This is a genomic window from Sphingosinicella sp. BN140058, assembly GCF_004135585.1.
In the GTDB taxonomy this organism is placed as follows: domain Bacteria; phylum Pseudomonadota; class Alphaproteobacteria; order Sphingomonadales; family Sphingomonadaceae; genus Allosphingosinicella.
On sequence record NZ_CP035502.1, the window covers coordinates 40,672 to 57,695 of the forward strand.

Here is a 17,024-nt window from a genome sequence, read left to right on the forward strand (position 1 = left end):
CGCCGAAGGCGCTCCCTCTCAATTTAGACACCTTCAGGCGTGGGAGGTGCCCCACAGCGAGTTTCCCTTCTTCCGCCTTGCATCCGCTTTGCGCATCGGTAGGTTCCCGGAGCATTCTGGGGGCAACGATGAAGCGTTTCTTAGCCGCAGTTCTCGCGCTCAGCGCGGCCACGGTACCCACCGGGGCGGTGGGTGCTGGCGTTGTCCCGACGTCGCCTGGAACTACGGCATCCGAGCTGATGGCCGGCGCAGGTGATGAGAGGCCCCTGGAGCCGATCGGCGCCCCAGAGCCGCTACCGCCCGGAATGAGCCTTGCGGCAGTTTGGGAGCGCCTGGATGGACAGCTGACCGCTTTGGTCGTTCATGTGGCGGCCGCACAAACGGAAGACGTTCGGTGCGGCTTATTGGACGAGGCGCGGCGCCATCGGGAGTTTCTGGAGAGCCTGGTCGAGAATGTGCTGGCCAATCGCGAGGCTTACATGCGTAAGCTGGACGTAATCCTGCGGCTTCATGGAAGCACCGACGGGAAAGGCGTCTGGTTTCTGGGAGAAGAATATCCCTGCAGAGGGCGCGAAAGGCTTGTCGCCGAGCGGACGGTACTGGTTGCTTTTGGGGATGCCTTGATGACGAAGGAGCGGTGGCTCGACCTGCGCGGCGATGAGTGAGGCGTTAGAATAGCAAGCCCTGCGCAGACAGTTGGGGTGCTGGTTTGTAGACTGGCACTTGCAACGCCCAGCGGGGAGGAAAGAAGGGCTGAGAAAGGGCTTGCTGCGGCTGTCCGTAGCTCTGCTTGATCCGCGTACGACCGGCGATCCCGGGGAACTCTGGATGTTTGACGCGAGCGTACTTGGAGACCTCGCAGTAGCAATTCTGGACGTCGATCAACTTGAGGCGGCGACCAAACAGGCCAGAAAATGAGAGACCGAGACGCTCGAACTCTCTTTCTTGAACAGCCGTCGTCTCCATGATCACGTCGGTTGGGGATAGCTTACCAATCGAGCTGAAGCATTTGGAGATGCCGTCCAATGCTCCCGGCCCGGGGACAACGAACTCCTCCTCCGAGAAGCTGATGGCGTCGGAGTAGTTGATGTCAATCGCGAATTGGAACGCGAGGAACGGCCCAAGGCTCGGCTGGCCGCGGAGGAGCTCGTACACTTCGCGAAGGCTGCCGCAGCGGGCGATCCGAGCGGCGATGCCGTCCTCCATCATGCGGCTAAGAAGCCGGATGTGGTTGCTGTGCTTGCGGGCGTGTCCAAGATCCGGCGAGGGCATGATATAGGCTGCGGAGTAGATCGTCGCGCCGCGATCGAGCGCCCTGGTTAGTAGATCGTCCACCGCGGCTGCGTCGAAAGCTTGCCACGAGATGGGGCCGAAGGCGTGTTCAATCATCTCCCATGTGTCGACCTTGTTGAAGATCTTGAACAGGAGAATCCTGAAGATTGTATCGGTCGGGTCGACCGACCTGTGATCGGCGTAGATGACCTCGCGGATGAGGTATTGGCTCACCCGGTCCGCCGCGCGGTAAGTGTTCGTGAAGCGGTGAGCCCGCAGGACTGGATCGTCGGTCCATGGGCCGATCGGATCTTCCAACCGTCGAAGGTACATGGCGTGTCGCTCGGCCGCGAAACGCCAATAGCTGTCTAGAACGACGGTAGGCTCAAGCTGGGGGTTCATCAGGCCGCGGCAGGTGCGAGGAAAGGCGCCCAGGCGGGGAAGGTGGAAACCAGCCCGTTGGGGTTGTTGACGAGGACGGTGTTGAGGGCACCGAGGTTTGAGATGTCCTCGGCGACCTGCGTAACCGACTGGGCCGTGAGGTCGAGGCCGCCCTGGCCGAACCAGGCGAGATAAACCTGCGCGAGCAGCGATGCGTCGACGAGCGCGCCGTGCTTCGTTCTGGAGGTCAGGTCGATTCTGAAGTGACCGCACAGGGCGTCGAGCGAATGCCGACGTCCGGGGAAGTGGCGCGCGGCGAGCTTCAGTGTGTCGATGATCTTGAAGTCCGGCCAGGCGCGGTTGATCTCTGCGCAGCCGGTTTCGAGGAAGGGGACGTCGAATGCGGCGTTATGAATGATGATCTCCGGCTCGTCGTCTCCTATGAAGTCCAGCATCTGCTCGAGCACGTCCTCGAACGTCGGCGCGTCTGCAACCATCTCGTCGGTGATACCGTGGACTGCCAGCGCCTCAGGATGAACCTGTCGGCCGTCCGGATTGACGTAGGAATGGAAAGACCGGGGGTTCGGGCTGCGCGTGATCTCTACGAGCGCCACTTCGATGATCCTGTCCCCATCCACGACGTGGAGGCCGGTCGTTTCGGAGTCGTAGGCGTAAAGGCGGGGCATGTCAGGTCCTAGAAGAGGCCGCGGTCATGCGGCAGCGGAAAGAGAGCTCGCGCGGCCGACGAGATACCCACGGTCGATGATCTCGGCGAGCAGTTCGCTATCTCCAAACTCCTTGATAGACGGCTTTTGGGTGGCGGTCGCGGCGTGCGGGCACTTTGGCGTGAGGATCTCGATGGCACGAGCGCGGCCGGCGCTGGCCGAGCGGGCGATGCACCCTCGTTCTTCAAGAGCCGCGAGGAGGCGGGTTACGCCAGATTTCGAGGCGAGCCCGAGTGCGCCACGCATCTCGGCGTAGGTGGGAGAGACGCCCAGGTGCTCGTCTTGATACGCGCTGATGAAAGACAGGAGAGTGCGCTGGCGGTGCGTGAGCATGGTCGACCACTCCTAATTGAGTTCTGACACCATCATCGTGGGTCTGATAGCTCGAACTAAGTTGTGACGCCTCGAAGCGCCGGCATCGAAGTAAGTTCTGACACGCCTGGGCCGGCAGACCTGCTGGGCAGTCAAGCAGCCTGTGCGAGGCCAGCGGGCGCCAGGGCCCAGCGTCCCTCACCCAAGGCCCTGAAACCGCCGCGCTGGAGCGTCTGGCGGATCTTCGGGCGCCAGTGAGGCGATGTCTGTCGCTCCGGCGCGATCGCGTCGTAAATCGCTTTGAGGGACGCCTGGCCGCCCAGCGATTGCAGGGCGAGAGAAACTGTCTCTCGCCAAGTGCCCGGCCGTGCCAGCGCCTCGCGGAACGCGGGGCGCATCGCTTCGATGTCGCGGGTCTCAGCAAACATGAGGAGCCCGGAGAAGCGTCGGGCACTCGTTTTCTGGAAGGCGGACCAGGTCAGCGGCTTAGAAAGCCCAGGAAAAAGCGTTCTGGGTACCAAATTCACTTCGATGGAAAATTTCGACATCCAGCGAGTGACGCGTGCCGGAGTTTGCCAGAAATAGGCCGGGATCAGCATCGCCACGCATCCGTCCTCCGGGAGGATGTCCAACGCTCGGTCGAGAAAGCCCTCGAAGACATCCACCTCGAATGGTGGATTTCCGATGATGAGCTCTGGTCGACGATCTCCGATGTCCACGGTTCGAAAGTCGCCAACCAGCACTTCGCGACCGCTGTTCGCGATCGCGGCGGGGACGAGGGATGGGTCGATCTCGACTCCGAATGCCGTGTAAGACTCCGGCACGGCGGCGAGAAATGCTCCAGTGCCGCAAGATGGCTCGCACACGGATACGTGCCCCATCTTGCTGAGGGTGCGGTCCATCAGTTCTTCGGCAACCCAGAAAGGGGTGAACCACTGCGATAAGCCGGCGTCGCCGGACCGGGCCTCGCGGGCGGTGGGTTCGCGAGGCGAAGGCGTCGAAAACAGGTCCATGGTCAATTCTTCCGTGGCAAGTTGGCGGCAGGTGGAATGTCGTCTCAGCTCCAGGCGCCGAGCTTCGGAAGTTGGCGCATGGGAAGGGATACGAAAGCCGGTACTTAGAGCACCTTCACTCGAACGGTCATGAGGACGGTGACGTCGAACTCTCGCATTTCTTCCTCCCAAGGGGCCCACCTTGAGGGGCCGCCCTAAGCGAAGAGAATGACCTGCAGAGCTACCATCACCGCGAGGATGACGCAGATCGATAGGATTTGCTCTCGGCTTGCGGATCGTAGGCGCTCCGGGATGGATCTGACGCCTTCATGGAGAGCGGCCGAGTGCACGGAGCGATCATCCCAGGCGTCGACTAGGTTGTCCCAGCCGCTACGGAAGCGCAGAACGAGATTGTAGAGCACCTGAGATCTCCTAGAAAAAACGAATGCCGGTGGCGAGCTTTGCCGTCGCCAGCAGGAAGCCCACGCACAAGCCGAACATGAAGGACGATGCCGGTGCGCTGACGAATCCGACGAAAAGGAACAGTCCGACCGCCGCGAACATCGCGGCGCCCCAGCGTTGCGAGCCGTTTGGTATCATGGCGCTTCCGAGCAGAGGCAAGATGGACCCGAGCACCGTAAGCGCCAAGCTGAAGATTTGGGTCATCAGCTGGCAGTCCGGGGAACTGCGTGCTCCGACAGCAGCAGCGCGACGGCGCTTGCCGCGTCCGGCATGATGCGGATGTGGGGATGAGCTGCGGCGAACTCGGCGCGTGCGGCCCGGCCGATCGGAGCGTCGACCAGGATGACTTCGATGCCGGCCGAGTGGAGGAGCTCCGCTTCCTTCACATGATCGTCGATCACATGACTGATGCCATAGCGGCTGCAGATCGTGGATTTGCAGGTGTCGTAGTAGGACGCGCCGTCACTGGTTCCGACGTGTTCGATCGGCCGCGGCGGCAATCCATGGTGCTCGCGGTACCTGAGGGTGATTCGAGCGACGGCCGGCGGGCGCCGGGTGATGTAGCAGCCGAGCAGGCCAGCCTGCTCCAGGCGCCAAGCGGCAGCATGGGCGCCAGGCAAGAGCGGTGCGCCGAGCAGGACGTCCTCGCGATCCCAGAAGGCGAAGTCAGGGCGTAGCTTTGCCGCCAAGTGCTCGTCGTGATGTGTGAACGGATCAAAGTAGATGTTCGTGTCGATGATCTCCGAAGGTTCCAGGCCGTGGTCACGTGCCATAGCGAGCCGCGCGCCTTCCACGGTGGCGATCAGAGTGTTGTCGAGATCGAGTGCAACCTTCATTGGTGGATCCTGGGGCTTCTGGCCGAAGGTGGGAAAGGGGCACGGCGAGTTCTGCCTCCGCTACACCGCCAGGGAGCGTTCGGCTCCTTCTGAGAGGATGCGCCCGACGGTATAGCGGTAGGCCTCGTCGACGTTCGGAAAGTGGGTCGAGATCATCGTCATGCGGCCTTCCTTTTCGGCTTGGGAGTCGTTTCCTGCGAGATGAGTGCGGCCATCGCAGCGACGTGATCGGCCGTGCCGGTGCTTTGCTGGAGCTTGAATGCAGCCTCTGGGAACCGGCTTTGCACGATCGCCCACTTGGCGGCGGTGGAGGCTTCCGTCGGGATCAGCGCCTGCTCGCAGGTGACCTGGTGGTACATGCGAACGTCGGCGGCTTCGGCGCCGATCGAAGGGAGAGCGTTCGCGAGCGATACGCGCCCGGCCGCGACGGCGGCGAGGTGCTCGGCGAGCTCGCCCGCTTCTTCGAGATGGCCAAGCGCGAGCAGGCCGAAGTTGCCGTGGCTCGCGTAGGTGGCGTCAGCTTCGGCGGCGTTGTCAGACGTGATGGCAGAGGTGGCGAGGTCATCCTGTGCGACGAGCATCTCCAGCATCCCAAGCGCGAGATTGATCTGGTTCCGAGCCTCTTGGATGTCCTTGACCGTTAGGGCGTTGGCGTTCCCGTCGCGCCAGAGCTTCTTTGCCTTTCCGGCGATGCCAGCCGCGGCGGACGCGGCCTCGAAGGCTGACTGGGCGAAATAGGGCCAGTGGCCGAAGCGGGCCTCCGCATTGGACGACGGACCCGTGAGCCAGCGGTGAAGTTGCAAGGCTCCGGCCTTCCAGCCGGTGAAGCGATCCTTCATTTCAGTGCTCCGAACAGGCTCGGCGATGGGCGCCGGCTTTCTGCGAGGGGGTTGAGCCACAGGGTGTCCATCTTGGCGCGGTTTGGATCGAGGGACGCAGGTGGGCGGTACTTGGTCCAGCCGGCGAGCATTCGATCGTAGAGTTCGCTCTCCTGGGCAGCGAGCACGACCATGCCCTCGGAGCCCCTGAGAGCCTGTAGGAGGGCGCGGTGGTCAGCGACGGGCATGTCGGCCCGAAACGCCCGGCGCGACCGCTGGCGGGCTGTTGCGCGAGCGTCCGGAAGGCTTGGCGGGTCGACAAAGATTAGGGTATCCGGCGTGTCGCACTTGGCGATGACGTCGAGCGCGTCGGAGCGCTTGAAGGCAACAAGGCGGAGTCGTTGAGTGATCGCCTCGAGGTGATCGGGGAGAGCTGCCCATTCACGCGCAGTCGATGCGCCCGAGCGACCAACGCAGGACCGGAACCCGGGCACGCCGTCGATGAGAAGTGCCTCCGTGGTTCGGCTCATGAATGTGCGGACCACGAGCCTGCGGGCACGCTCAACCGGGTCGTGGTGCCACTCGCCAGAGAGCTCGAGCTCTGCTGGATGGAACGGTGTTAGCTGCAAAAGCTGTCGTAGCCGGGCGGCCGCGACGTGGTCCCTCAGGACGTCGAAGTAATCCACGACGCGGGAGTCGCAGTCGTTGTAGATCTCGATCTCGGCCGGTTCTTTCTGAAGGAGAACCGACATGGCGCCGCCGTATGGCTCGACATACTGCCGGTGGGGAGCGAGATGCTCGATGATCCAGTGGGCGAGCTGGAATTTGCCGGCGTGATAGCGCAGCGCCTCCCGTTCCGGGCGTCGGAACGGGATGACAGCTGCGTCCGAAGTGGCCTGCTGCGCTACCGATGCCATATCAAGCCGCCATTTGCTCCGGTTGAAGGCGAGCCGCAGCGACCGATCGCTTCGGTTTGACGTTCGCACCGATGATCGCTTTGCCGAGGCCTGGCGGAACGGCGTTGCCGATGAGGCCCATCATTTTGGTCTTGGAGACCGTCTTGCCGTCGGCGGTGCGGTCGAGCACGTAGTCGTCGGGGAACGACGACGCTGCTGCTGCCTCTTCCGGGATCAGCATCCTCATTTCGATAGTCCAGAGGATAGCGCCGGGGCGGCCAACAACTGAGGGTCGTGGGCCGTCGAGGTGTGCCGTGTTCGGGTTGCCCTGGTCCTTCGTGCCGTAGATCTCGAGAAAGCGGGCGATCCACCAGGCCTCGAAACGCTGCTCTTCGGTGAGGCCCAGATCTTCGACGGGAACCTGCACAACGGCAAAGCGAGGCTTGACGGTCAGGGTGTCGAGCGGCTCGTTTGCGGCCTGGGATTGCGAGCCCTCGCCGTAATATTTGACGAAGCAGGCACGCACCTCGCCGTGATGGTTCCCGCGAGCGCAGAATGCCGCGGCCGGATCCGACATGGAGCTGCCGATCCCGTTCTGTCGGAGGGTCAGCATGTGACTGGTGACGACGTTCTGTTGACATGCCTTCGAGGTCATCGTGGACACAGGGTCCAGCATCGAGTGGCCGACATTGCCTTCGTTCTGCTGAGCCATGTGGGCGGCGACGACGTGCGCGCGCGGTTGCGGCGCCATGCCGGTGGTGATTACGCTCTGATGGCTGACGGAAGCGCAAAAGGTCGAGATCGGATCGGTCATCGGGTGACCGACCTTGCCGGCATTGTTCTGGCCCATGAAGGCAGCGGCGTGGGTCGGGATCAGACCCGTGGTGATGATGCTTTGGTGAGGGCTGACCGTGATAGACGACACAGGCTCTCGCTCAGATCGCCCCCGGTCAGTGTGGTTTTCTTGACCGATGTGGATAGCGGCAAGACCGACTTCGGTGACGATCTGTTGATTGCCAGTGGTCATCGCCGGGACGGGCGCCAGCATTGAGGTGGCGAGCCGGTTGGTGTTGTTGTTGACGACGAGAGCGGCGAACCTGCTCTCGTTGTCGTTGTCGAACCGGAAGCGGCTGTCGACCATAGCAAACCTGCCGGCGGCGCTGAAGGCGAAGACCTGCTCGCTCGGAGGTGCGCAGACAGGCTTCGACATCGGCGTGTCGGTTCGGATCAGGCTTGCGGCGACAACTTCCTGTCGACCGGCGCCACAAGCTACGAACGTCAGGAATGGATCCTTGAGGTCGTGCACGCGGGGCTTCTGACCTTTGCGCTCTCCGTATCCGGACGTGACGAGGAAAGGCTCGACGACGGCGAACTCGTTCGACATCGACTGGGTCGGCAGCGGATCGCGCACGTCGTGGTCGCCGCGGCCGCGACGCTTGCCATGGCGGTCCACGGATCCGTGAGCAACGCGGACAAGCGTTGGTACGACGACGGCTGAGCGGTTGTCGCACTTGAAGGTGTTGATGGGGACGTCGACGGGCCGTGGCTTCGCCGCATATTGGCTGCCGCCAGTCGCCGTGATGAACGCGGTATCGATGAGGCTGCCAGTCGGAAGGTACGGCATGACTTGGCCGGGGGAAGAGGCTTGCTGGGCAATCGGCTTCATGCTGCCGAATGCGACCGCCATCTGGCTATGGCCCGTGAGGGCGGGCACTAAGCCGCCGAGTTCAACTGGATTGGTCTCCCGGCGGAGGGGTATCAGAGCTCCGCTGGTGATGTCGGTACCGGAGCTCTGCGAGTAGACGGGGCTGATGATCGCGAACTCGCCACGTTGGGCGGTCGTGAAGGTCGGAAAAAGATCTTCGTTCGGCGCATAGTAGCGGCCCGGCCCGTGGTGTGTGATCGGCGTCACGAGTGGCTGGACAACGGAGAAGCGGTTCTCGGTCGTGAGAGTCGCCAGGGGCTCGGCCGTCGACTGGCCGCGAAAGGTGGGGCCATTCTTCGGCCCGTAGTAGGAGACGATGAATGGGTCTTCCGCCTCGATAACGAACCGCTCAACGCCGGCCGCGATGCGACCGAGGGTGTTATCGGCGAGCGGCCGGACAGCGCCGGCCTTCTTCGCGTCCGCTTGGTACATGAAAATCGGATTGCACTTCTGCGAAAAGTCGATCGCGGAGGAGGCTGGGACGTAAGGCTTCAGGAGTCCCTGCCTCACCGCCTGTGAATTTCGGGGGCCGTGCGTGGGTTTTGGGAAGCGGATCGCCAGGCCGTCGCGGCGAGCAACCACGAACAGGCGACGTCGCGAAGTGGCGACGCCGTAGTCTGCGGCGTTGAGGATGCGATACTCGGTGACATAGCCGGCATCATGCAGCTGCGCGCGCCATTCCTTGAAGGTCGAGCCGAGGCCTTGAGCGTCGATGAAGCGCTTGTCGATCTTGCCGCTCGCCTTGAGCGGCGCCCAAGTCAAGAACTCGCGGACGTTCTCCACGATGATGACGCGCGGTCGGAACCGAGGGTTTTGGTGTGTCGCCCACTGGCCCGCGATCCATGCCTGGTCGCGGATACCAGCATCTTTAGGTGCGCCCCCGCGCGCGCCGGAAAAATGCACGCAGCTAGGCGACATTGCTAGGAGCCCGATGCTTTTCCCAGCGGGAACGTGCTCTTCCGGGTCCGCAGCAAAAACATCCGACTCCAGATGGATCGTGTCTGGATGATTGACCGAGTGAACACCGATCGCGGTCGGGTTGTGGTTGACTGCGAACGCCGGCGATTCACCAAGCGCTTGGAAGATCGCTTCGCTGGTGCCGCCGGCGCCGCAAAACAGGTCAACGCATACCTCGTTCTCGTCGAGCTCATAGCCGCCGCCGTCGAGATCGTATCGGTCGGTGATGCCGTCATTCCGCATCTGATCGACAAGATCGAGGCCGGGCAGAACGATCGAATCCGAACTGAGTGCGAGCTTGGAACGCAAGACTTTCTTCCCTTCAACGGTGGACGCCTTACGGCCCACCTCCCCTTGGGAAAAAAGCATCGGCAAATGGGCACGCTTGGGCATCAGCCGCGTGCCTCAGCAGCAGGCGCGGCGGTCGGCCGTGCGTCTTGAATCTGTGTCACAGGCGTCCCCGCAGGAGACGAAGGATCTTCCTCCACCTCTCAGGGAATTTTAGACGCCGATCCGCAAGGTTTCTAGGGTCATGACATGATTATCCTGCTTCTCTGGGGAACGCGCATGCTATCTGAGATCGCCAGGCCCGCCGAGGCTGATGCTGAGGGGGCGCTTCAGCGCTGTCGTGTGCGGCGATCACGCACTCCGAGATGTTGTCGTTAGCAGGAAAACCGGTTGCCGTGCCGGCCGCCAAGTCAAGATCGATCACAAGTCCAGGGCGAGCTTGGCCCCACCGTCGGGCAGGTGCAAGCACGATGACGCCGCGGCGCGTCTGACACATGCCGATCGCGGGCCCGCCGAAGGCGTGGCCAGGCGCGACGGCCAGCGGCTGCCGAAGCACATTCTGGAAAAGCTTCGAGACGGGCCGGTCGGCAACATCCGACAAGCTCGCTGTCTCGGGCCCGAGAAACCAGTAGAACTGGGCTGGCACGTAAGCACCGACCGTTTCTGCTGCTCGTGCGCCAGAAGCGCCGATAAGAAAGGTGATCGCTGAGGCGTCTTCGAGCTCCACCCCGACCAGCGGCTTGCCGTGGATGCCGGCCGCGAGCCGTGGATGAAGATTGATGAACCGTATGAGCGTGCCGTCAGCGCGACCGATCGACAAATCTCCAGGCGCCGCATCAAGTCGAGCTGGACGCCCGTCTGCCCCTTGGTAGCCGTAGACGAGGAGAATGGCCGTTTCGGTCTCGATGGCGTCATAAGGAAAGGGCTTGATCCAGTTCATGCCGCCTTCCTCAGCGCCCTTTTGTGGGCGCGCGGATCGATTACCGAGAGCAGAGCGGTCGGCAGCTCCGAGATGTCGTTGATGACGAAGCTGTTGGGGCACCAGCTTCTCACGGAGTCATCCATGATGCCGATCGCGACGACCTCGGTTCCCCGGCTCTCGATCAAGGGGACCATTGCTTTGCACAGGCCGACGTCGTCGGCGGTCCCGTCCGTCAGGATCAGGAGCACACGCCGCTTCTCGGGAACGTCCTCGGCAAGCTCAGCAACGGCGGCCATAGCTTCTCCGGTCGGCGTACAGCCCATCGAGACGCCTTCATAGGCCCCGAGCTTGCGGCGGGTCGTGATGCGGGCTTGCCGTCCCTCCTTGAACGCAAAAAGGCGCACGACGGGGGAGCGACCCGCGTAGCCGTAGATGGACGTGGCTATGGACGTGTTCTGGGTGGCTTCTTCAATCGCGACGGTGCTCATGACCGCCGTGTCGAGTTCCCGCCCGGCCATGGAGTAGGAAAAATCGGCGAGAACGAAGAGGTGCGTCTCGGGCGCCGGGCGGTGCCAGCGCTTCTTGTAGCAGCTGCCAGTGGCTCGCACGACGGCCGAAATGTTGCGGATGTCGAACTCGCCTGAGCGGCGGTTGCGGAGCACGCCCTTTTGCTCCTCAGCCATCAGGAGGCGACGGATGGTTCGCGCGGTGGTGCCGATAACGCCTCGGGCAGCATCCATCAGGGCAGCGAACTTATTCTCTTCGACGGCACCGACGTCCACATCCTCGAACCGGTTGTCGTTGTAGTGGTGTGCGGTTGCGCCGCGCTTTTTCTGATCGTCCGACTGATTGGCGTCGGGGTCCGGGTCAGCGGAGGTGTAGTTCGGCGCGACATCATTGGCGCCCTTGATGGCTTCCACGAGCTGGGTCGGATCAACCTCGCCATCGATCGACTGTGGCGGTAGCTCCGGGAGCGGGTTCTCTTGGATCGCCTCTCGAAGATCGTCGAGCAGGTCGTCGAAGGCAGCTCCATCTTCGAGAGCACCCTCGAAGGGATCCGCCGCGTGTCCATCCGAGGAGCTGCAGTTCTCGGGCGAATTTGCCCTGGCACCATCGTCGGCTGGCATTTGCCCCATGCCGTCGTTCAGATCGATCTTGCCGTCTTGTTGCTGGCGAGCGCCCGCGTCGGTGCCGCTCGAGGCGTCCTCTCCTGCTTCCGGAGCTTCGAACGTGATGCCGTCGACGCCGTCCGACTGGCCGTCGGGCGACATGCTGTCGCTCCCATCGTCTCGGCTCTCCGACGGACCTGTCTGGGGTGCGTCTGAGCTTGCCGCGGAGGATGTGCTTGGGCCGTCTTGTGCTTGTGTCGAACCAGAGGCGCCCTCCTCGGCGGAACGATGTTCGGCGCCAGTCTCGAGCGCGTCGTCGGTCGGAGCCGCGCCGCTCGGTTCGCCGGCGTCGCGATCATCGTCGCCAGCCGTATCCGTGTGTGGCTCGGGCGAGGCTTCGGATTGCCCAGGTTCGTTTCCGGTTTTCTCGTCGGCAGAGGTGGGAGCATCCGACCCTGAATCAGCTTGCCCGTCGCCGTCTCTGTCGTCGTCATCGACTTTCGTTGTTTGCTCCGGTTCGGCGGGCGCGGGCGCCTGGTTCGCGTCGGCGTCCGGCTCGGCCGCGGCTGCTCCCTCAGAGCCGCCGTCCTCACCTTCGTTGCGCTCCTCCTGTGGCGCCTGCGTGGCCTCGTCCGAGGAGGGTTTATGGTCGGGCTGATGTGGCTCTGAAGCGGCTGTGTCCTGCCGGTCGTTTGATGCGTCAGCAGGGTCTTGAGGTGCAGGCGTTTTGCGCTGGGAAGGCTTTCCTTGGCTGGCGGCAGCATAGTCGCAGGCTTCTTGGTGGAAGACGATCGCCAGGTCGACAGCGTGCTCAGTCGAGGCCACGTCTTTCATGCGATCGGTCCAGCTGTCGATAAGCGCTCGGACAGGCGGGACAATCGCGTCGAGGCTATCCTGCACGCCGGGAACGGTGAACCGGTTCAGCGCGCTTCCGGTCCAGGTGAGAGCCAGAGGGCCGCAGGCACGCGGATCGGCATACCAAGCGCCGGGGAAGCGGCTGACGGCGGGGTGGATCCGTGTGCGCAAGGCGGTCAGGTCACTGACGGCTCCGGGGAACTCCTTGGATCCGTCTCGCTCGATGCGATAATCTTCGATAGCGTTGTCGAAGTCGAAGATCAGCTTGAGCGGCGCCGTTTGCCCCGGAAGGACCGGCAGCTTCCCGCTCTCCGCCGCTCGGATGCGGGCGCTGAAGTCCGTCATACGGATATGGAAGACCTCGTGGATGGCGAAGCCGATAAGCGCGCGCGCAACGCTGTAAGGGATCACGGCCATGTCGCGGATGGCGGGAAGGGTGATCGTCTGACCGTTCGTGTGCGCGCGGGTGCCCCGGAAGATCACGCGGATGTGATCTCCGCGGCCCATGCCGTTGACAGTCGAGACGATGAGGCGCCGGAGGGCGACGCCGAGGATGGTCATCTCGGCCATGGATCAGCGCTCGAGAAGGTTGAGGTCGACGTTGGTCGCGAGCTGGATGTAGCCGCGGATGGTGGCTGCATCGTCTTTGTTCGCACGGCCGGCCATGACCGAGTCTGCGGCGAGTGCGAGGGCGACATCCGAACCTCGCCCGGAGAACCTGCGGTACGGCGCCGCCAAGTCCTCAAGCTGGCGGAAGGAGCACGTCTGCGACAGCTCGCCGGTCCCCCAACCGGTCCGGATCAGCGTGGCTACCTTCACTGCCTGCTGACAGGCGGCAAGCTCCATGGCGGTCGCTAGCTGGAGCGTCTCGATCTCGTTAGCTTCCTTCATGTACTCGAACTCAAGCCAGTAGGGCAGGCGATCGCGCGTCGCCTCCGACATCTCCTGCCGGACGTGGGTCATGCCATTGTCGGAGCCGCGCCCCTTCGTATTTGCGGTCGCTGCGAAGTAGCAATGGGGGTGACGGGGAATGCGGCGCCCACCATCCTCCTGGATGACCAGGTGGTCTTTGCCCTCGAGAAGCGGGTGAAGCATGTACATGATGTCCGGATCGGCCTGGTCGATCTCGTCGAGCACGATGATGCCCGGGCGTTGGATCAGCTGGGGGATCTGCCCGAGGACGAACGGCGTGGCGGATCCGGTCGGGGTCGCGACTTGCCGGAAGGAGCCGATGATTTCGGCGCGGGTCAGACTGCCATCAAAGGGAATGACCGTGCAGGGGAGGCCGATCCGCGCGGCGACCTGCTCGTAGAACACGGTCTTCCCGCAGCCAGGTTCGCCAACGCCAATGATCGGCTTCCCACGGTCCATGGCTACAGCCATCATAGACACCTGGAAGCCGTCAAAGCTGTAGTGCGGCTTGAGCTCCGGGAGAACCGGTTGCGCCGTCTCCCAGACGAAGGTCGGCATCAGGTCCGAGTTGTAGATCGGCTTGATCCCCTTGAAGAGGCCCTGCATCGGCTGCGGTACCGTGCTTACCTGGGCGACCGGCTCTTCGATGACGGTCGCTCTTGCCGCCTGTTCAAACAGCATGCTCGTAGGGATGGCTGTTGCTGCCTGATCGGTGGGGGCGGCAGGAGCGAGCGGCTCCGCCGCTGGCTGCGCCGAACCTGCCGCGGGCGCGCTTCCGTGGACAGAAGCGAGGAAGGCCGCCGGATCGGCTGCAAAGGCTTTGGCGGAGTCGATGCACTCGCGGGCCGCGATCTCGTCCCCGTCGTCGGGGCTGCCGAGTTGATGAAGGCCATAGACCTTGAGGACAGCTATGACAGCGCTACGAGCGGCTCCGGCCGCTGCTGTGCAGTCGGCTTCGTACTGCTGCATCGAGACGAAATCGATGTCCTGGGTGACCTCGTCACTGAGGATCGAAACGGCAAGCGCAGCGTCGTTTGCATTGAAAGGCATGAAAAACTTTCCTCAGGCGATCAGGACCATTGGTCCCTCGCCATCTCAGAAAAGTCGTTCGTTGATCGGCCGGCTTGTCCGTCCGGCACCTAAGCTCGACCCACGAAAGCTATGCCGCTTGGTCACTCTCGACGTGCTCGAGGCGCTCGTTGAGCTCAAGATCGGCTGCAAGTCGCCGCAGCTCGTCGCCGCCACGACCAGGCGCGATTTCGTAGGCAAACCCTTGCGCTCCCGCCAGAGAGATCAGGACGAACGAGGCGATATTCGCCTTGTCCAGACTAGAGTCCGGCGCTGGCGTGAGGTCCCACGAGTTCACCAGAAACGGGCCGTCAACGGTGATGCGAGACAAGCTTTCGCCGTCCATCTCGGCGTCGAGAACGTGCCTCAGGGGAGCCTCAGCCGACGCCGCGATCGCCTCCTCGTATCGAGCTTCGAGCGCCATTGCGCGTCGGATCGCAATGCCGGAGATATCGTGGGGAATTGGACCATCCAGATCCAGCTGGGTGACGCGCGCCCGGTCGCCGAGTGCGCGTTGGATCTCCTGCACCAGAGGGATGGTGGCATCTTCGTGGTGGATAAGGAGCATGCGATCGCCGACAGCAGGCTTCACGAGTTCATTCGCAAGGTAGTCGTCGGGAATAGTCTGTTCGACGTGATCGGGGTTGATACCGGCCTTCCATAGCCAGGTCCGAACGGCCTCATTCGACACGTCCAGGCCCGAGTCCGTCCACGAACTGAACGTGACGGCTCCGGTGATGGCGATCTCGACGGACCGTTGACCGACGGAAGTGCTAGCCGCGAGGACGCCGAGGTAGGCCAGATTGGGGAAGTTCTTGGACATGTGTGGGATCGTAGCTTTCGGGCTGGATGTTTGCATCCGGAAAAGATGCGCCGGGATGCTTATCGGCTGGCGCCGCGCTGGGAGAGGGCGGTGAACTGGATCACGGAAGCGAGATGTTGGTCCGCTGCCTCACGCACCTTTTGATCGAGGATGGACCGGCCAGTACCAGCGCTGGTGCTCTCCATGCGGATGAGCGAGTGGCGTGCGGGCAGCAGCCGCTCGACCTCGATCGCCTTCAGGGCTTTGTCATCGCCGAGGGGGAGCCGCTTGCCTTGCTCGTCTTTCAGAAAGGTGAGCTGGGTTCGGCCGCGCACGGTTTCGGTCTCCAGAAGTTGGTACAGGCGTGAGCCGTCGGCGCCCCGGCCAGCGGCGGCAGCAAACAGCACACCGGCGCCGGCGGTGAGCGCCTTAACTTCGGGGTTGTTGTGGATCGTCCGCCAAGGCGTGTATTCGGTAGCGGCAACGCGGCTAAGATCTTGCCTCGGGTGGACGCGCTCGAGCGTCTGAAAATAATCAGCGACCTTTGCACGCCGCTCGATCGCGCCGTGGATCATGGTCGAAGCGCCGCCATCGATGACGAGGGGCTGGACCTGCCGAAGAGCGGGATCAGTGCCCGCGCGAGCGGCGCGGCCTACCATCTGGCTGTATTCGATCTCCGAAGTGGTCTCGCGAAGGATAAGAATGCAGCGAGTCGCTGGAACGTTGATCCCTTCGTCGATCTTCTTGACGGACACGACCATTTGGATTTCGCCCTTGGCGTAGCGAGCCAGGACGTCGTCGTTCTCCTTGCCGGGCGCGTCGCTGTCGACGACGGCCACGGCGTGGCCGCGCTCGCGCATCTCTGAGGCAAAGGCCCGTGCTCCAGCAATGGTCGACTCATAGGCGATCGTCTGTCGACCTTCGTTTAAGCGCTCCCAGTGGATCGCCATCTCTTCGTGGAAGGACTCGGTGCGAGCCTCTCGCAGAGCCTTCGTGAGTCCGTCGGCATTGGCGTCCTTCTCTGGGCGATAATGTTCAGCGGCGATCTGCTGGCTGTTGCCGCCCTTTTTGGTGGAAGTACGAACCTCGACCGTGCGAGGGAGCAGTATCTGTCCGGCTCGTTCCAGCTCCGACCAGCCGATAGTCACGCGGGCGGCGTCTCGGATGTGCGGCGAGAGTCCCTTCTTGTCTGGGCGCTCCCACGTCGCCGAGACGAGGACCATCTTCATGTCGGGATTCAGCTCGACGAGACGGTCCAGGACCTCCTTGTAATCGCCGCTCTTCGCGTCGGAGACGTGGTGCCCCTCGTCGACCACGAGGAGATCGACCGGCTCCAGATCGTCCTTCCGCGCCTTCGCGGTCTGGACCATGGCGAAGTTGACGTCTTTGCTTTGGTCCAGCTTGCCGTCCAGCGATGTAGCGGAGGAGAGGCCGGCGTCGGCAGCCCACTTGGCGAGTTCTTCCTGCGCCTGCGTAGCCAGGAAGTTCCGGTGCGAAAGACCCATGGTTTTCGGCGCGCGGCCAAGCTCCTCCTGCTGCTTGGCAATCACGCGCGAGGTGATCCGCGTTTTGCCGGCGGCGGTTGGGGCTTCGACGAGCACGACGTTCTTCGTGCGGAGCTCCTCGGTCGTTTCGTCGATCGCGCGATCTTGGATGCGCGTGATCTCGGCATAGTTGGGGGCTGGAAGCTTGCTCATGCTTCTAGTTTATCC

15 protein-coding genes are annotated in these 17,024 nt (G+C 63.1%); 1 reads left to right on the forward strand and 14 read right to left on the reverse strand.

The features are described from left to right. Positions 1-128 precede the first annotated feature (128 nt). Positions 129-665, forward strand: a complete 537-nt coding sequence (locus ETR14_RS26285) for a hypothetical protein (RefSeq protein ID WP_129392576.1) — start codon at positions 129-131, stop codon at positions 663-665. Between the two features lie 4 nt (positions 666-669). On the opposite strand, the gene ETR14_RS26290 is transcribed toward ETR14_RS26285, so the two are convergent. The 14 genes from ETR14_RS26290 to ETR14_RS26355 form a co-directional block, all read right to left on the reverse strand. Then, positions 670-1,674, reverse strand: a complete 1,005-nt coding sequence (locus ETR14_RS26290; protein ID WP_129392580.1) for a nucleotide kinase domain-containing protein — start codon at positions 1,672-1,674, stop codon at positions 670-672. Beyond that, the gene (locus tag ETR14_RS26295; RefSeq protein WP_129392582.1) at positions 1,674-2,339 is read right to left on the reverse strand and encodes an exonuclease domain-containing protein; all 666 of its coding nucleotides are present in this window, start codon (positions 2,337-2,339) and stop codon (positions 1,674-1,676) included. The genes ETR14_RS26290 and ETR14_RS26295 overlap by 1 nt, the downstream gene beginning before the upstream one ends. A 24-nt stretch (positions 2,340-2,363) precedes the next feature. After that, positions 2,364-2,711, reverse strand: a complete 348-nt coding sequence (locus tag ETR14_RS26300) for a LexA family transcriptional regulator (RefSeq protein WP_129392585.1) — start codon at positions 2,709-2,711, stop codon at positions 2,364-2,366. A gap of 131 nt (positions 2,712-2,842) precedes the next feature. Next, the gene (locus ETR14_RS26305; protein WP_129392588.1) at positions 2,843-3,703 is read right to left on the reverse strand and encodes a class I SAM-dependent methyltransferase; all 861 of its coding nucleotides are present in this window, start codon (positions 3,701-3,703) and stop codon (positions 2,843-2,845) included. Between the two features lie 411 nt (positions 3,704-4,114). Further along, positions 4,115-4,348, reverse strand: a complete 234-nt coding sequence (locus ETR14_RS26310) for a hypothetical protein (protein ID WP_129392592.1) — start codon at positions 4,346-4,348, stop codon at positions 4,115-4,117. Beyond that, positions 4,348-4,980 (reverse strand): hypothetical protein, encoded by a 633-nt coding sequence (locus ETR14_RS26315; protein ID WP_129392595.1) that lies wholly within the window; start codon positions 4,978-4,980, stop codon positions 4,348-4,350. The genes ETR14_RS26310 and ETR14_RS26315 overlap by 1 nt, the downstream gene beginning before the upstream one ends. A gap of 158 nt (positions 4,981-5,138) precedes the next feature. Further along, a complete protein-coding gene (locus ETR14_RS26320; RefSeq protein ID WP_129392598.1) occupies positions 5,139-5,819 on the reverse strand; it encodes a hypothetical protein in 681 nt (226 codons plus the stop codon). Then, on the reverse strand, positions 5,816-6,715 hold the full coding sequence (locus ETR14_RS26325) for a DNA adenine methylase (RefSeq protein ID WP_129392601.1): 900 nt from the start codon (positions 6,713-6,715) through the stop codon (positions 5,816-5,818). The genes ETR14_RS26320 and ETR14_RS26325 overlap by 4 nt, the downstream gene beginning before the upstream one ends. Position 6,716: 1 nt before the next feature. Continuing rightward, a complete protein-coding gene (locus tag ETR14_RS26330) occupies positions 6,717-9,749 on the reverse strand; it encodes a DNA cytosine methyltransferase (protein ID WP_129392603.1) in 3,033 nt (1,010 codons plus the stop codon). Positions 9,750-9,897: 148 nt separating this feature from the next. Further along, on the reverse strand, positions 9,898-10,584 hold the full coding sequence (locus ETR14_RS26335) for a hypothetical protein (protein ID WP_129392606.1): 687 nt from the start codon (positions 10,582-10,584) through the stop codon (positions 9,898-9,900). Next, positions 10,581-13,100: a VWA domain-containing protein gene (locus ETR14_RS26340; RefSeq protein WP_129392609.1), complete on the reverse strand. Its 2,520-nt coding sequence runs from the start codon at positions 13,098-13,100 to the stop codon at positions 10,581-10,583. The genes ETR14_RS26335 and ETR14_RS26340 overlap by 4 nt, the downstream gene beginning before the upstream one ends. A 3-nt stretch (positions 13,101-13,103) precedes the next feature. Then, positions 13,104-14,492: an AAA family ATPase gene (locus tag ETR14_RS26345; protein WP_129392612.1), complete on the reverse strand. Its 1,389-nt coding sequence runs from the start codon at positions 14,490-14,492 to the stop codon at positions 13,104-13,106. A 109-nt stretch (positions 14,493-14,601) separates the two neighbouring features. Continuing rightward, positions 14,602-15,333, reverse strand: a complete 732-nt coding sequence (locus ETR14_RS26350; RefSeq protein WP_129392614.1) for a hypothetical protein — start codon at positions 15,331-15,333, stop codon at positions 14,602-14,604. Between the two features lie 59 nt (positions 15,334-15,392). Continuing rightward, the gene (locus ETR14_RS26355; protein WP_129392617.1) at positions 15,393-17,009 is read right to left on the reverse strand and encodes a DEAD/DEAH box helicase; all 1,617 of its coding nucleotides are present in this window, start codon (positions 17,007-17,009) and stop codon (positions 15,393-15,395) included. Positions 17,010-17,024 lie beyond the last annotated feature (15 nt).

Excerpts from the sequence above, each read along its gene's own strand:
- ETR14_RS26335 (WP_129392606.1), bottom strand. The coding sequence starts at position 10,584 with ATGAACTGGATCAAGCCCTTTCCTTATGACGCCATCGAGACCGAAACG.
- ETR14_RS26350 (WP_129392614.1), bottom strand. The coding sequence starts at position 15,333 with ATGTCCAAGAACTTCCCCAATCTGGCCTACCTCGGCGTCCTCGCGGCT.
- ETR14_RS26310 (WP_129392592.1), bottom strand. The coding sequence starts at position 4,348 with ATGACCCAAATCTTCAGCTTGGCGCTTACGGTGCTCGGGTCCATCTTG.
- ETR14_RS26300 (WP_129392585.1), bottom strand. The coding sequence starts at position 2,711 with ATGCTCACGCACCGCCAGCGCACTCTCCTGTCTTTCATCAGCGCGTAT.
- ETR14_RS26285 (WP_129392576.1), top strand. The coding sequence starts at position 129 with ATGAAGCGTTTCTTAGCCGCAGTTCTCGCGCTCAGCGCGGCCACGGTA.
- ETR14_RS26340 (WP_129392609.1), bottom strand. The coding sequence starts at position 13,100 with ATGGCCGAGATGACCATCCTCGGCGTCGCCCTCCGGCGCCTCATCGTC.
- ETR14_RS26330 (WP_129392603.1), bottom strand. The coding sequence starts at position 9,749 with ATGCCCAAGCGTGCCCATTTGCCGATGCTTTTTTCCCAAGGGGAGGTG.
- ETR14_RS26345 (WP_129392612.1), bottom strand. The coding sequence starts at position 14,492 with ATGCCTTTCAATGCAAACGACGCTGCGCTTGCCGTTTCGATCCTCAGT.
- ETR14_RS26295 (WP_129392582.1), bottom strand. The coding sequence starts at position 2,339 with ATGCCCCGCCTTTACGCCTACGACTCCGAAACGACCGGCCTCCACGTC.
- ETR14_RS26320 (WP_129392598.1), bottom strand. The coding sequence starts at position 5,819 with ATGAAGGATCGCTTCACCGGCTGGAAGGCCGGAGCCTTGCAACTTCAC.
- ETR14_RS26305 (WP_129392588.1), bottom strand. The coding sequence starts at position 3,703 with ATGGACCTGTTTTCGACGCCTTCGCCTCGCGAACCCACCGCCCGCGAG.
- ETR14_RS26325 (WP_129392601.1), bottom strand. The coding sequence starts at position 6,715 with ATGGCATCGGTAGCGCAGCAGGCCACTTCGGACGCAGCTGTCATCCCG.
- ETR14_RS26355 (WP_129392617.1), bottom strand. The coding sequence starts at position 17,009 with ATGAGCAAGCTTCCAGCCCCCAACTATGCCGAGATCACGCGCATCCAA.
- ETR14_RS26315 (WP_129392595.1), bottom strand. The coding sequence starts at position 4,980 with ATGAAGGTTGCACTCGATCTCGACAACACTCTGATCGCCACCGTGGAA.
- ETR14_RS26290 (WP_129392580.1), bottom strand. The coding sequence starts at position 1,674 with ATGAACCCCCAGCTTGAGCCTACCGTCGTTCTAGACAGCTATTGGCGT.